The sequence below is a fragment of the Serpentinicella alkaliphila genome (assembly GCF_018141405.1).
In the GTDB taxonomy this organism is placed as follows: Bacteria; Bacillota; Clostridia; order Peptostreptococcales; family Natronincolaceae; genus Serpentinicella; species Serpentinicella alkaliphila.
The window spans coordinates 635,123-651,163 of sequence record NZ_CP058648.1; the positions used below are offsets into that span (position 1 = coordinate 635,123).

Below are 16,041 nucleotides of genomic sequence, written 5' to 3' on the forward strand. Positions count from 1 at the left end.
ATATTTATCGACAGTTCTACTCTACATCTTTAATAAATGGATTTTCATATTTAAAAACTGAATAATTTGTACTATATTGCCGATATATTAATTGAGTTGATTAAAATCATGCTTTAATGTAGAATTATATGCAAAGAGGTGATAAGTAACTATGAATGGAATTAACGCTATTAATCCTAATGATCCAATTAGTTTTATAGACAATGCACCAAAACGAAAAGATATTCAGAAGCAGGAATTTATAAATAAGTTTCAAAATGTGCAGTCAGAGCAGGTTAGAGCTCATTTAGAGTCTCTTTATACTAAAATAGTAGAACAGTCTGAGAAGGTTGGAGAAAGGATTCACCTTAGTGAGGTAGTTAAATACAAGCAGCTTGTTAGAGAGTTTCTTGATGTTGCCACAAAAAATTCCCATAAGTTTACTAAGCAAAACTTTTTAGATAGAAGGGGCCGTCATAGAGTATACGGAATTGTAAAGAGAGTGGATAGGGAACTAGAATCTCTTACTAAAGATTTTTTAAACCAAGAAAATGATAGAATATCTATAGTTAAAAGATTAGATGATATAAGGGGTTTACTCTTAGATATATTTATGTGAAAAAGCTAAGTTTTAATAAACGAGGCTTTATTTTTTTGCATAATTATGGAACCCATTCTATTTTAGGTTCGTCTATATAAGTAATAAAACTAAAATAATAAAAGGAAGTGGTGTAAATGAAAAAAACTATAACTATATGTATAACTTTTCTGCTTTTATTTACTAGTTTTGTATTTGCTTCAAAGGACGATGTTAGCCTTACGGAATATACATTACTTGTTGAAGGCCAATCTATTCAATTCGATGTTCAACCCCAATTCATTTATGGAAAGCTTATGCTCCCACTTAGAACGACACTAGAAAAAATGGATTATATAATTACTTGGAACAATGAGGAAAGAGCAGTTGAATTAAGTAAAGGTGTAAACTATGCAAAGGTTTTCATAGGTAAAAACTCATATTTTAAACATAAAATGGCACCCTTTACCCTAAGCTCTGAACCAATAATTGTTGATGGAAGAACCCTAGTACCAATAGAATTTTTCCATGAGGTTTTAAATATCTATTTTGAAATAGAGAATAGTCAAATCACTTTTTATCCAAATGAAGATGTAGATACCTTAGTTACTCATATGGGTTATGTATCTAAAATTAATGAGGCTGAAAATACAGTTGAATATCACCTATCTAATGATAAAGAAGACGAAGTACATTTAATTATTCATGCAACAAAAGAAACTATTTTCCAAAATACAATTAAAGAAGGAGACTTCATTAGAACGGTTAGCCCTCCCATAATGTTATTAAGCTACCCTGGGCAAACTCGTGGGATAATAATCTATAAATAAACCTATTTAATAAAACAATAAAGAAAGGATAATATCGGTCTGGATGTTATCCTTTCTTTATTGTAATAGTGTTTTAACTTATACATTTAGGGTAAAATTCTTATATCAGTGTTATGGTAGTTATAGGTAAAAGGGGGATGGGTTTATGCATTTAAATAGATTTACAAAACTCCTAGTTAGTTTTTTTATTGGTGTTATTACAATTATTATTACATCCTCTCAGCCCTCAGCACTCAATAGTATAAATAATGAACCTACTCCCAAAATTTCTGAAAGAGTTATTATTGTAGGGGATGATATTGATTATCCACCCTTTAGTTATTTAGATAAGGATAATCGTCCTACAGGTTTTAATATTGAGTTAATTCAGGGAGTTGCCAAAGTTATGGGATTCGAAGTTGAATTTCAATTACGTAATTGGAATGAGACCAAGAATAATCTTAGAGAAGGGAAAATAGATATAATATCTGGTATGTTTTACTCAGCCGAAAGAGAAAAGGAATTTAATTTTTCTAGTAACCATTCTGTTGCTAGTAGCGACATTTTTACTAGGATGGACTATTCTATAAAATCTATAGATGAATTAAGGGGTTTAGAAGTAGTTGTTGTGAAAAATGATATTATACACGAGTTTCTATTATCTCAGAACCTCGATATAGAGTTTATAGAGGTAGATACAGTATCTAATGCTCTAAGATTAATATCTGCAGGGGAATACGATTATGCTGCCGTATTGAAACTTTCTGGACACTATGTTATTAATCATCATAATCTTAATAATTTGAAGTCTAATAGTTTACATCTGAACCCTCAAAACTACTCCTTTGCAGTTAAGATAGGGAATGATGATTTAGTTAATGCTTTAAATGAAGGTCTTGTTATTTTAAATGCCACTGGTCAGTATAGGGAGATATATAATAGATGGTTAGGAGTTTACACAGAAGATACTAGTATCTTGAGTTTTTTTAGGAAGTATTATTGGCTTCTTTACACTATTATATTGTTAGTTTTTGGGCTTTTTATATGGAATATACTATTAAGAAAAGTCGTATCATCTCGTACAAAGGAGCTTATGAATCTCAACCTAGAATTACAGCAGAATCAAGAAGAACTTGCTGCTTCTAACGAAGAATTAGAAGCTAGTTTAGGACAATTACTCGCAACAGAAGAAGAGTTAAGATATCAATATGACAAGCTAAAGGATAGCGAAGAACGATATAAAAAGCTAGTTACGGAAATGCATCAAGGTCTAGCCCTTCATCAAATAGTTGTAGATGAAAATGGTGAACCTATAGATTATATATTTGTGGATGTAAATAGAAGTTATGAAAAATTAACTGGTATAAATAGAGAAGATCTTATCGGAAAAAAAGTTACAGAAGTTTTCCCAAATATTCAAAAATATTGGATTAGAAAACTTGGACAAGTTGCCCTTACAGGCAACGTAGCTCACTTTGAAAAATTCAATAATGATTTAAATAAATTTTTCGAGATAGTTGCCTACAGGCCTAGACCGATGAAGTTTGCAATTATTCTGTCAGATATAACTGAAAGAAAAAGAATTGAGCAATTAATAAAATTAAGTGAAGAAAACTTTAGAATGCTATTTGAAGGCTCTTCAGACCCTATTCTTCTAATGGACAGTGATAATAAATTTATTGACTGTAATACAGCAACAGTTACCACCTTTGGTTATGATAAAAAAGGTGACATAATAGGTAAAAACCCTTGGCACCTATCCCCGGAGAGACAGCTTTGCGGAGAATCTTCACAGGAAAGAGCCTTAGAAATTATCGATCATGCCAATAAGGAAGGTAAAAATAGATTTGAATGGTGGCATAAGAAAAAAGATGGAACAATCCTTCCTATGGATATTATAATGACCTCTATTTCTATGAAAGATAAAAAATTATTACATATAGTATGTAGAGACATTTCTGACCGAAAACGAATGGAGCAAAGACTTGAGTTTTTAAGCTACCACGATCAATTAACAGGCTTATATAATAGGAGATATTTCGAAAATGAGTTAATAAAAGTTGATATTCCAAGCGCCCTACCTTTAACAATAGTTATGGCAGATGTAAATGGTTTAAAGCTTATTAATGATGCTTTTGGCCACGCTGCTGGTGATGAACTGCTCATTAAAGTAGCCAGTGTTTTAAAAAGAGGATGTAGACAAAGTGATATTCTTGCAAGACTCGGCGGAGATGAATTTATTATTATTCTTCCTAACACCCATTTTCAGGAAGCCGAAGAAATCGTAAAAACACTGAAAAAAAATGCATTAGACGAAACTGTCCAATCCATTAATCTTTCTATTTCCTTTGGTATTTCAACTAAGTCATGTAAATACCAAAATATTCATGAGATTTTAAGAAATGCGGAAGATGATATGTACAAGAAAAAACTTTATGAAAGCCCAAGTATTAGAAGCAAAAATATTAATTTAATTATAAAAACACTTAATGAAAAATGTGCTCGTGAAGAGGCCCATTCCCATAGAGTATCTAGTTTATGTAGATCATTTGGGGAAGCCCTTAATTTGTCTGATGAGAAAATACATGAATTAAAAATAGTTGGTCTTCTCCATGACATAGGAAAAATTGCTATTGAGGGAGATATTTTAAATAAGCCTGGTAAATTAATTGACGAAGAGTGGAAAGAAATAAAAAGACACCCTGAAATCGGTTATAGACTTTTAAGTTCCCTTAATGAAATGTCTGATATTGCTGAATATGTTCTAGCTCACCATGAAAGCTGGGATGGAACTGGTTATCCTAAGGGGCTAAAGGGTGAAGAAATCCCTCTTCAGGCTAGAATTATATCAATAGCTGATGCCTATGATGCCATGACGAGCAAAAGAAGCTATCGTGAAGCAATGTCAACTGAACAGGCACTCGAAGAACTTAAGAAATGTTCAGGTAAGCAGTTTGATCCAAACCTAGTTGAAATTTTTATTAATAGTATTAGTAGCTTTGAATAAAGTTAAAACCTAGATTTTGGTTACCCAATATCTAGGTTTTTGCTTAAATATTAATATTACTCTTTAGGTATGCATTTATAAACAAATCAATTTCCCCATCCATTACAACTTGTAAATTTCCTGTCTCTGCATTTGTTCTATGATCTTTAACTAAATTGTATGGATTAAAAACATATGATCTTATTTGGTTTCCCCAAGCAATTTGTCCATATTCTCCTTGGATATCTTCAATTCTCTCTTTTTGTTCAAGTCTCTTTAACTCCAAAAGTTTTGCCTTTAACATTTTCATTGCAGTATCCTTGTTGCTATGCTGTGATCTTTCATTCTGACATGCAACCACAACACCCGTAGGTATGTGGGTTATTCTAACTGCCGAATCTGTTGTATTGATATGTTGTCCCCCTGCCCCACTTGATCTGAAGGTATCTATTCTTAAGTGTGCAGGATTAATATCTATTTGTACAGAGTCATCAATTTCTGGCATAACATCTATTGAAGCGAACGAAGTATGTCTTTTTCCTGATGCATTAAAAGGTGATATTCTAACTAACCTATGGACACCCTTTTCAGACTTTAGATAACCATATGCATTAATTCCCTCTATCAAAAGCGTCGCACTCTTAATTCCAGCCTCAGGATCATCAATTAGGTCAAGGGTTTTCACCTTATACCCCTTTTTCTCAGCCCATCTTAAATACATACGAAGAAGCATCTTAGCCCAGTCCTGTGCATCTAAGCCACCGGTTCCAGCATGAATAGATAATATTGCATTATTGCTATCGTATTCACCACTTAGAAGAGTTTCTAGCTTTAATATATCCAGGTTATCTTCTATTTTAGCTAAAGTTTCCTTCATTTCAGCTTCAAAAGAGGAGTCTCCCTCCTCTATGAAGCTAATCATCATTTCTATGTCCTCATGCATCTTAACTAGACTATTAAATTCCTCAATTTTATCTTTATGAGCTTTAGTAGTTTTCACTACATCCTGTGCCTTTTCAGGGTCATTCCAGAAGGTTTCCTCTGACATCTTTGCTTCTAATTCTTCAATAATAATATTTAGCCTTTCTATGTCAAAGAGACACCTTTAATTCATTTAAATCTTCATTTATTTTTGAAAGCTTTTGTTTTATTCCTTCAATTTGTATCAATTAATACACCTCATTTATTGACCGCAACATTTTTTGTATTTCTTTCCACTTCCACAAGGACATGGTTCATTTCTACCAGCTGTATCCTCTTTAGTAACAGGTTTTTGTTCACCATGTCCATGACTAGCTGACGTTGGAGTTGCAACTCTTTTTCTTTCCACTTTGAACTCCTTCTCAATACTAAACATATATCTTACAGTATCAGCTTGAATGTTCTTAATCATCTCTTGGAACATATCAAAGCCTTCCATTTGATATGCTCTAATTGGATCTTCTTGCCCGATAGCCCTTAACCCAATACCTTGTCTTAATTGATCCATTGCATCAATATGATCCATCCATTTAGAGTCTATTACTTGAAGCAATACAACCCTCTCTATTTCTCTTATCTGTTCTTGTCCTATTTCTTCTTCTTTTTCTTTATATAGTTTTTCACATACTTCTAATACCTTATCCTTTAGGGACTCCATAGTTAACTCTTCAATATTTTCAAAGCTCAAAGCTCCCTTTGGTAAAAACTGAGTCTCAAGGTGATGAACTAATCCATCTAAATCCCACTCTTCTGGATACTGAATACCCTCTGTATATATTGCAATACCATCTTCTACAATGTTTTCTATCAGATTGAAGATATGCTCTCGCATATTCTCACCAGCTAGAACTTTTTTACGCTCTGTATATATTACTTCCCTTTGCTTATTCATAACATCGTCATACTGTAATACATGTTTACGAATACCAAAGTTTCTTCCCTCTACTTTTTTCTGAGCATTTTCAATAGACCTAGAAAGTAGTGAATGTTCTATAGCGTCGTTTTCCTCTATACCAAGTTTCTCAACAATTCCTTGTATTCTATCTCCACCGAAAAGCCTCATTAAATCATCTTCAAGGGAAATGTAGAATCTACTTGAACCAGGATCCCCTTGACGGCCAGCACGTCCTCTTAACTGATTATCAATACGTCTAGATTCATGACGTTCTGTACCTAAAATATGAAGTCCGCCTAAGGAAATTACTTCATTATGCTCTTTATCTGTCTGTTCTTTAAATGACTTATATGTTTCCTCATAAACTTTTTTAGCTTCAATAATTTCTTCATCTTGAAGGTCTGCAAAACCTGTTACTTCTGCTAAAACATGATCAGTATATCCCTTAGCCTTCATTTGCTTTTTAGCTAAAAACTCTGGGTTACCTCCAAGTAGTATATCAGTTCCCCTACCAGCCATATTAGTTGCTATGGTTACAGCACCCTTTCTACCAGCCTGAGCAACAATATCCGCTTCTCTTTCATGATGCTTAGCATTAAGAACCTCATGGGGTACGCCTCTTCTTTTTAATAACTTAGAAATCTCTTCTGAGTTTTCAATCGAAATAGTACCTACTAAAACCGGTTGTCCTGTTTTATTCTTCTCCTCAATTTCTTCAGCTAACATATTAAATTTACCCTTAACGGTTTTATATATTACATCTGCATTGTCTTCTCTAACAACAGGCTTATTCGTCGGTATTTCTATAACATCCATACCGTAGATTGCAACAAATTCCTCTTCCTCAGTTTTAGCAGTACCTGTCATCCCTGCTAGTTTTTTATACATTCTAAAATAGTTTTGGAATGTAATTGTTGCAAGGGTTTTAGACTCTCTTTGCACCTCTAGCTTTTCCTTAGCTTCGATAGCCTGGTGTAAGCCATCACTATATCGACGACCAAACATTAGCCTTCCTGTAAAGTCATCTACAATAACTACTTCCCCATCTTTAACGACATAGTCTTTATCTATTCTCATCAATGTATTTGCTTTTAATGCCTGATTTATATGATGAGATGTTTCCATATTATTTATATCTGATAAATTTTCAAGTCCAAAAAACTTTTCTGCCTTCTCCACACCATCTTCAGTTAAAGTAACTGTATGGGCCTTTTCATCTACATTAAAATCCACTTCTTTTTTCAGGGTTCGAACAAATTGATCAACTATAGCATACATATTAGTTGATTTTTCACCCTGTCCAGAAATAATAAGTGGTGTTCTAGCCTCATCGATTAATATACTATCAACCTCATCCACGATAGCATAATTTAAATCTCTTTGAGCCATATCTTTTTGGTGGATAACCATATTATCTCTTAAGTAATCAAACCCAAATTCATTATTCGTTCCATAAGTAATATCACAATTATATGCATCTTTTCTCTGTTGAGGTGAAAGTCCATGTATAATTACTCCAACTGAAAGACCTAAGAAACTGTATACTTTTGCCATCCAGTCCCTATCCCTTTTTGCTAAGTAATCATTAACTGTTACAACATGTACCCCTTTACCAGCTAAAGCATTTAAGTATACTGGTAAGGTAGCCATTAGGGTTTTACCTTCCCCAGTTTTCATTTCTGCTATTCTTCCTTGATGTAATACGATACCACCATAAATCTGTACTGGATAATGTTTCATTCCTAATACACGCCAAGAAGCCTCTCTAATATTGGCAAAGGCCTCTGGTAAAATATCATCTAATGTTTCTCCTTTATTTAAACGTCCTTTTAACTCAACTGTCTTATTTTTTAACTGTTCATCAGTTAACTTTGCAAATTCTGACTCTAGACTAAGTACTGCCTTAACATGTTTATCTAATTTTTTTAATTCACGTTCACTATAGGTTCCAAAAACCTTTTCAAAAATTCTCTTCAAAATTTCCACCTCATTGTTAGTTTACTGTATAACATTATTATTGTATCATTAATTAGTTTTTAACACAATTATCTGACTTTTTACATTCCTTTTTTGTAATCAAACTTAATTGTCTTTGAAGCTCTGCGATGCATAGATGAAACCATCATTGTTTGTATTAGGAAAAATAGACCAAGGGATACTAATATATCACCGATACTAAGTATAGGCTTAAAGGGATAAAAATCCGGTAAAATTATTTTTCTACCTAAATGTATAGTAAAGGATTTAGCTTGTTCTAAAGGTATGTAATAATGTAGTGCCCCTGAATTAATTGATGTAAGTAAATTCTTCAATTCTAATTTTTCTAAAAGAGCTAAATCTATTGGCATACTACCTGAGTTTAACGTAGTAGCAGCAAAATTTAATATTGTACCGATTAAAATTAGCCAGACAGGCTTATAATGTAAATTAAAAAATAGGGCCAAAAATAAAAAACAGAAATATGCAATATTTAGAATTAATCTTTGTTGAATAAAAAACTCATGTCCCAATGTAATCATTATATATGTAACTAGCTTTATAATGAGAGCTACATATGCAAGTATAGGTATTTTAAAAGACAAATGTCCTATTCTATTTATCCTTCCACCCCGAAGTTTCCCAAATATTATACCTAATAATAGAGCCTCTAATAACATTTTTTCACGCCCTTCTAAATTATAGATTATTTTAAATTTACCGATAAAAACACAAGTATCCTCTATATTTCGATAAAAATAGTACATTTCCTGCTTTAGTATAAAAATAAGTATAAATTGTGACAAAAAACAAGAACAATATCCACTGGATGGATATTGTTCTTCTATATATTCTTTTATACTTTTACTTTAAAATTCTGGCTCAATTAAACCATAGTTACCATCTTTTCTTTTATATACAACATTAACTTCATCAGTAATAGCATTTGCAAATACGAAGAAGTTATGTCCCACTAACTCCATTTGTAATACGGCCTCTTCACTACTCATAGGCTTTATAGCAAAACGTTTTGTTTTTACTATTTTAGCATCTGCATCGTCTCTTACCTCTTCAAATGCAGGTATATTTTCAAATCTTATAGTCTCATATTTAACTAAACGATTTTCTAATTTTGTTTTATGCTTTCTAAGTTGTCTAATTAATTTGTCCACAACCTTATCTATGGACATATACATATCTTCAGTAGCCTCTTCTGCTCTTAAAACAGAGCCATTTATAGGGATAGTCACCTCAATAATTTGTCTATTTTTCTCTACCGACAGAGTAGCTTTAACCTCAGCCCCTTTGCTGAAATATTTTGTGAGCTTTGAAACTTTTGATTCAACAGCGTCTCTTAATGCGTCTGTAACTTCTACATTTTTTCCACTAATCATGATATTCATAAATTCAGCTCCCTTCACTTCTATAAAAATTAAGCTAATATTATTAACTTAATTGTATAACTATTATAGCTACTTATAACATATTTACCCAAGTGTTTGTCCTTAAAACATTTTTTTGCTGAATCTTTATGAGAAGTCTCTAAGAAATAAAGAAGTGCTTTTTTATAGTATTTCATTTATAAGATTAATTAAACTATAATAATCTACATTAATTATTTAATGGAGTTCTATTTTCATTTAATGTTTATATATTAAAAAGTTATGCTCATTTATTTTAAAAATGAATGTTTTTTTTCTTTTAATTGTGGATATGTTTATGTTTATATTGTGGATAATGTTTATAAACGTGTTGATAACCTTAAAATAGTCAATTTTATATGTTAATTAATTGTTAATATGTATGTGAATTAATAAAAATATTTTTAACTTTAAAACTTGAAATATCCGTCTCTAGACCTATTTATTCCTGGATTTGAAATTATTTATCCCCAATATATTGCTAATTTTTTGTTCTCATATGAAAAATAACCCTCTAAATTAATTCAGAGAGTTATTTTTACTATTCTTGTACCTCTTTATATTTTGAAAGTCCAGTTCTAAATACATCCAACATTTCTTCAGTTTCATCTAATCTATATATCCTTCCAGGATTACCTTCTGAATCCCAATCAATGCCATTCCACCAAATAGCAACTTTAATTCTATCAAATTGATCAATAGTATTAAACATATCTTTTATCCACTTAATTTTATCCCCACCTATAGAGCTAGAACCAAATTCGGTTATCATAAGAGGATGCTCAAAAGTATTAGCATACTCTTCATATAAATGTGGATAAATTTCATGAAACTCCTTCCAACTTTCCCCTTTAAAATGAGTACCTGGATTGTATCCAGTTAAGCCTACTACATCAACATACTCATCACCGGGATAATAGGTTAAATAGTGATTCCATTTAAAGCCTGGAAAAGAACCATCATGTGGATTCCATACCCAAATAGCATTATCTACACCCTGACTCTTAAAAATGTTATAAATATATATCCATTTAGCCTTAAACAGTTCAGTGTCATTAGATGTAAAATAACTAGAGTATATGCACCAATCACCATTCATTTCGTTATTTAATCTAAATAAAACAGGATGACCAAACTCTTTCATATCCTGAGCATATTTTATTAAAAAATCGTCATACTTACCATTTAGTATATCGTATGTGATGCTAGTATTATCTGTATCACTATGATGGGTATATTTAGTTTGAAGTGTAAGTTCAACATACTTATTATTATTGTAAGCCCTTTGCATTTCTTTCATTGGAAATTCTGTTTTTAATGTTTGATATCTAACAAGAAACCCAAAGGGATAGTCTAGTCTTTCCTCTAGCTTATTTAAAAAATCATAGTGTGTAGAAGATGTCCATTCAAAAATTCCCCACTTCAGCCTATCTGCTTCTAAAAAATTTTCTCTATAGAATCTTGCTGTTTCTTCATTAAAACTCTTATCTAATAATTTAAATGTTCTATTAATTGTAGGGGTTGCCTTTTTATCAACTAGTTTAAAGCTATTAATTATACCCATATAGTTTTCTATTGGCTTTGAAGATTTAATAAAAATAGTATAAACCTCTTTCTGATTTTTAACAATTTTGGCATTTTTATAATAGTTTTTATCATTTGTTATATTATTAATTTTTTCTCTATGCCATTTTAGTAAATGTGTTCTAAATCCATTTACGGTTATATTTACATCCTTTTCAATCATATGATCTTTTCTATTATTTTTAAATCTACTACTATAGCTTATATAGCTATTAGCCGTATGTATCGTACCGTTAAAGTTGTCATAGTATATTTCAAAACGAGTATCACCATCAGCAATTACTGTTCTAACATCCGAAAGTGATACATCCACCCACATATGATTTGGGTATTTGATCGAATATCCGTTTGAATAATCAATATATTCATTCGTACTTCCAGGTATAATTACTTTAAAATCATCTTGTTTTGTAAACTGATTATTTGTCACTTGCATACCATTTCTTATATATAAATTATTTGAACTCGCAAAAACAGACGTAGTAAATAGACATATGGTCATTATTGTCGCCATAATTATTTTCTTAATCATTTAGTTCATCTCCTTCACTATTATGTCTACTTTTTTCATTCGACAAAAATACATAAATTACCTTCAAATATTTACCTTCGAAAATGAAAAATCAAAAAAATAAAAAAGCTCTGAATTTTTCAAAGCTTTTTTAATAAGTACAGTGAAGCTGACCTGGTCTTTGACCCCACACTCGCCTGCTGGAGGGTTCGCTCGGGGTTGCCTTACTATTACCTCTCTCGGTATACCCGGCAGGTCTTACCTCTAAGCCGCACCATGATCGATAGCAACTTTTTTGCTAACTTACGTGGGTCCTTTTGCCTGCGACTGGCCTGGACTTACAACCACAGACCTTCTATGCACCTTAATAAATTATAACCGAAATTTAGATTTTAAACAATAGTCTACTCTTTCTTATCTAAAAAAATAGAGGCACCTTCCATAGGTTTTCTATTATATGAACTATATGCTTTCTTTCCTATCCGCACATTTTGCAAGTGTTTTTTTGACTCGTCCATATTGATTTTAGCTTGTTTCACATTACTATCATCCACTTGTCTAATCTTGTTTAGCATATCCATAATATCTCTAATTTTACTTTGTAAAGATTTAAAACCAATAACTGGTTCTGTTAATTTTTCAATATTTTCTATTCCTAAACCTCTTTTAACTAGCTCATATTTTTCTAAAAATTCCTTATCAAGAATATCAATTCTTTCAATTATATCTTGTTTTTCACCTATAGCTTTATTTAATAACTCAACATTATTTTCTTTCAAGGCTTTTCCTTGTTTTAAAGTTATATCGTACATAGAATTAAGTAATTGAAATTTTCCATCACTTAGCTTTATTAAATAGCTAACTATTTCTTCCATTTAATCACCTATTTCCTAATTTAGAAACCTTCATTGCCTCTTTCCACGTATCTCTTAGTGAAGTAACTATTTCTAATGCTTCATCTAGCGGGGCAATTTCCTTTTTAATATTACCATCAACTAACTTATCTAGAATAAATACATATAGCATTCTTAAATTCTTCGAAATTTCGTAATCCATGTTTAGTGTAACATTTAACTCCTGTATTATACTTTGGGCTCTTACAATTGTCTCGTTTGTTTTTTCGATATTTTTATTCTCTATATGTATTTTACTTTGCCCAATAAATTTAATTGCTCCATTATAAAGCATTAAGGTCAATTCTTCGGGACTAGCTGTCTTTACACTATTCTCTTTATAATTATTATATGGATTTTGCATTGCCACATTAAGTCACCTCACCTTTCTTACTTACCCATTCCAAGCTGAGACATTAGCCAGTTACCTTGTTGCTGCATTTGATTCATAGCTTTTTCCATAGCAGCAAACTGTTTCCAATACCTATCTTCTCTTCCTGCAATTATTTGCTCTTCCCGTGCAATCCTTTTATTAATATCGCTTAAATCTTTATCTATAACACTTATATTTGAGTTTGAAGTAACAAAGTCGATTAGCATATTAGACTGTACTGTTCTAAATAAGGAAGCATCAGTACTGGTTCCTGAACGCCTAATTATATCCTTCATGCCTGTAATCATATCATTATATATCCGTTGTATTAGGCCAGATTCATTTGCCTGTTTCTGTCTAGCAGCCCTAATTTCCTCTTGACTGCCACTGGTTGGAACAACAGTGTCTGAAGTTTTAAATAATAGGTTTACAACACCCTCAGGGTCATTAGATATAGCTGCTTTTAGTTTCTCTTCATTAATAACTAGTTTACCACCATCTTGATATGTACCAGTTGTAATACCTATACTAGTTATATGGTTAAACTGCCCTATAGTTCCCTGTACTTGATTATATAGACTAGATCTCATACTTTGCTGAATTCTAGTTAAACCTTCATCCTGTCTAAGTAAACCACTTTTAGACTTTTCTTCCCATCTTTTAATGTCATCTTCTGACATAGCCTTCTTTTGCTCTTCAGTTAATGGTAAAAAGTCTCTAAAAATTTTCTGGCCTGTCAATCCATTTATTTCATCTATCATTTCGTTATAGCTTTTAACAAATTCTTGTACCTTATTGTATATGCCATCTACATTAGCATTTACACTAATATTAATACTAGTCCCAGGAGGACTAATAGATTCGAGTTGTAAGTTTATACCAAATACTGAAAAGCTATTAGTACCTTTTTCTATACGATTTTGTGCATCCAAACCATTAAAATATATAACAGAATCTTTGCCTGGTTTAGCATTGCCGGCAGTGCCAAAAAATTCAGTTCCTTCTTTTAATGAAACTTCTTGCTTTGCACCGGTCTCTCTAGTAGTAACCATTAGCTTACCTAAATCCTTATCATATGCTGCACGTAAGCCTAGGTTTATTTTAGGTGAATTTTCTGTTTCTTGATATGTAGCACTGTTAATAGCCGAAACTAGCTCACCTATATTAGATATCTTACCTGGGTCAATTTCTAATTTGACCTCCTTTAATGAATCGCCAATTTTAGTAGCAATTGTAATTTCTTTATTTACATTAAATGTGCCGTCAGAGTTTAGCATATCGTTAATATTTGTTGTGAAAGATGCTACTTCTGCAAGTTGATCTACTCTTACTGTATGTGTGCCATTTATTGCTCCAGTTGTAGCAGTTGCTTTAACTATACCTTCATTTGATGAGTTAGCACTTTTTACCCAGTCAAATCTCTCAACAGTTCCTCTTGTAATAGCTCTTTCATTACCTGAAAAAGCTTTTCTTGTATTTAATATAAAATTAGCCATTTTACGATTTATATCGTTATAGGCCTCTTGACGCCATTTTACCCTCTGTTCTTGTTGCAATAGTCTATCTACACGGCCGCGTTCAACTTTCATCAAATCTTTAACCATTTGCTCAGTATCCATTCCAGACGCTATGCCACCAATTCTCATCTTACTACCCCCTTAAACCTAAAGCTTTCTATCCATTAATATACCTGCAACTTCCAGCATGTTAGCTACCATATCTAACAACTTCTCAGGTGGCAGCTCACGAATAACCTCTCCAGTTGACGAATCAATGACTTTAACCATGAAAGTATTTGTTTTTTCATGTACTGACCTCTCAAATTTTCTGTCAAAAGCTTCAAAGCTTTTATTAGCCTTTTCTAATGCTTTTATTAGTTGCTCATCATCAATTTTTTTTTCCTTAAGTTGACTTCCACTTTGTTGCTGTGTTTCAATATTAGGTTTAACGTCTCGACTTCCTTGCCCAGCTACTTTATTTGAAAGGCTTAAGTGATTCGAGCTCACACTTTCAATTTTCATACGGATCCCTCCTGAACATACTTTATACTTATTTATCGGATGAAATTCATAAAAAGTTTAATTATTTTGTCGTAAAACAAACAAAATTAATAAAAAATATTTAGATAATTTTATTGCTATTTGATAGAATACTATTAATGAATTGGTACGTAGGGAGAGGATAATAATGAATGAAATACAAGAAAAATATTATATATTAAATGGCACTAAAAATGAAACTAAAAAATTTAATCATGAAATAAATTTACAAAATTCCGTTTATGAAGTTATAAGGGTATTAAATGGGGTTCCACTTTTTGTTGAAGAGCATTTAGACAGGTTAAATGAATCTTTTAAACTTATTGGAAGTGATTATTCCTTAGAAAAAAAACAATTAATTAGCTATATTGATAATTTAATTAAATTAAATGATTGTTATAACAAAAACATAAAAATAGTTGTTACAGATATAAATGAAGAGCCAAATTCTTTAATATATTTCATAGTGAGTAATTATCCTACAAAAGAAGAATATTCAAATGGTGTTAACGCTGTTTTATTCAAAGCCGTAAGAGATAATCCGAATGCTAAAGTTATTCATACTTCATTTAGAGAAAGCATAAAAGAAAAACTCGATAAACACCAAGCTTATGAAGCTATCTTAGTAAATCATTCTAATGAAATTACGGAAGGTAGCCGTTCAAATATATTTTTAGTTAAAGACAATACAGTATTTACACCACCGGCTGATGATGTATTAAAAGGTATAACCAGAAAACGAATTATTGAATTATGTAATAGCCTAAACATTTGCGTAATTGAAAAAACTATCGCAGTAGACTTCCTTAAAGAGTCCGAAGGCTTATTTATGACTGGCACATCACCTAAAGTTCTTCCAATAGCATCTGTAGATGATTTACTATTTAATTCTAATGTTCATCCGTTAATCCTTAAAATAATAGATGAATATAATTTTTTAATTTCTAATTATATAAAAGATTATGTATAACAAAAAGAAGAGGTCGCCCTCTTCTTCTATATTATGATTACTCATT

The 16,041-nt window shown here is 31.6% G+C and carries 13 protein-coding genes; 4 read left to right on the top strand and 9 right to left on the bottom strand.

The window, feature by feature from the left end; translation table 11 throughout:
- The first annotated feature begins 151 nt into the window (after positions 1 to 151).
- From HZR23_RS03260 to HZR23_RS03270, 3 genes are all read left to right on the top strand, one after another.
- Positions 152 to 598: a YaaR family protein gene (locus HZR23_RS03260; RefSeq protein WP_132848720.1), complete on the top strand. Its 447-nt coding sequence runs from the start codon at positions 152 to 154 to the stop codon at positions 596 to 598.
- A 116-nt stretch (positions 599 to 714) separates the two neighbouring features.
- The gene (locus tag HZR23_RS03265) at positions 715 to 1,386 is read left to right on the top strand and encodes a stalk domain-containing protein (protein ID WP_132848719.1); all 672 of its coding nucleotides are present in this window, start codon (positions 715 to 717) and stop codon (positions 1,384 to 1,386) included.
- A 145-nt stretch (positions 1,387 to 1,531) separates the two neighbouring features.
- A complete protein-coding gene (locus HZR23_RS03270) occupies positions 1,532 to 4,372 on the top strand; it encodes an HD domain-containing phosphohydrolase (protein WP_132848718.1) in 2,841 nt (946 codons plus the stop codon).
- A 43-nt stretch (positions 4,373 to 4,415) separates the two neighbouring features.
- Here HZR23_RS03270 and prfB read toward each other — a convergent pair.
- From prfB to HZR23_RS03315, 9 genes are all read right to left on the bottom strand, one after another.
- Positions 4,416 to 5,520 (bottom strand): peptide chain release factor 2 gene (gene prfB, locus HZR23_RS03275; RefSeq protein WP_132848717.1). Its coding sequence is split into 2 segments (ribosomal slippage): positions 4,416 to 5,444 and positions 5,446 to 5,520, totalling 1,104 coding nucleotides; the frame shifts between segments, so codons are not numbered across the junction.
- A gap of 14 nt (positions 5,521 to 5,534) precedes the next feature.
- A complete protein-coding gene (gene secA / locus HZR23_RS03280) occupies positions 5,535 to 8,204 on the bottom strand; it encodes a preprotein translocase subunit SecA (RefSeq protein ID WP_132848716.1) in 2,670 nt (889 codons plus the stop codon).
- Between the two features lie 80 nt (positions 8,205 to 8,284).
- Positions 8,285 to 9,010: a DUF5317 family protein gene (locus HZR23_RS03285; protein WP_213050319.1), complete on the bottom strand. Its 726-nt coding sequence runs from the start codon at positions 9,008 to 9,010 to the stop codon at positions 8,285 to 8,287.
- A 63-nt stretch (positions 9,011 to 9,073) separates the two neighbouring features.
- Complete coding sequence (hpf, locus tag HZR23_RS03290) at positions 9,074 to 9,607, bottom strand: ribosome hibernation-promoting factor, HPF/YfiA family (RefSeq protein ID WP_132848714.1); 534 nt, start codon at positions 9,605 to 9,607, stop codon at positions 9,074 to 9,076.
- Positions 9,608 to 10,166: 559 nt separating this feature from the next.
- Positions 10,167 to 11,741, bottom strand: a complete 1,575-nt coding sequence (locus HZR23_RS03295; RefSeq protein WP_132848713.1) for a glycoside hydrolase family 26 protein — start codon at positions 11,739 to 11,741, stop codon at positions 10,167 to 10,169.
- Between the two features lie 383 nt (positions 11,742 to 12,124).
- Positions 12,125 to 12,595 carry a flagellar protein FlgN gene (locus tag HZR23_RS03300; protein ID WP_132848712.1) on the bottom strand — a complete coding sequence of 157 codons (471 nt, stop codon included), beginning with the start codon at positions 12,593 to 12,595 and terminating at the stop codon, positions 12,125 to 12,127.
- 4 nt (positions 12,596 to 12,599) lie between these two features.
- The gene (gene fliS / locus HZR23_RS03305) at positions 12,600 to 12,977 is read right to left on the bottom strand and encodes a flagellar export chaperone FliS (RefSeq protein ID WP_132848736.1); all 378 of its coding nucleotides are present in this window, start codon (positions 12,975 to 12,977) and stop codon (positions 12,600 to 12,602) included.
- Between the two features lie 26 nt (positions 12,978 to 13,003).
- Positions 13,004 to 14,632 carry a flagellar filament capping protein FliD gene (fliD, locus tag HZR23_RS03310; RefSeq protein ID WP_132848711.1) on the bottom strand — a complete coding sequence of 543 codons (1,629 nt, stop codon included), beginning with the start codon at positions 14,630 to 14,632 and terminating at the stop codon, positions 13,004 to 13,006.
- Between the two features lie 18 nt (positions 14,633 to 14,650).
- Complete coding sequence (locus tag HZR23_RS03315) at positions 14,651 to 15,007, bottom strand: flagellar protein FlaG (protein WP_132848710.1); 357 nt, start codon at positions 15,005 to 15,007, stop codon at positions 14,651 to 14,653.
- Positions 15,008 to 15,173: 166 nt separating this feature from the next.
- On the opposite strand from HZR23_RS03315, the gene HZR23_RS03320 reads away from it, so the two are divergent.
- Positions 15,174 to 15,995: an aminotransferase class IV gene (locus HZR23_RS03320; protein WP_132848709.1), complete on the top strand. Its 822-nt coding sequence runs from the start codon at positions 15,174 to 15,176 to the stop codon at positions 15,993 to 15,995.
- The last annotated feature ends 46 nt before the right edge of the window (positions 15,996 to 16,041 follow it).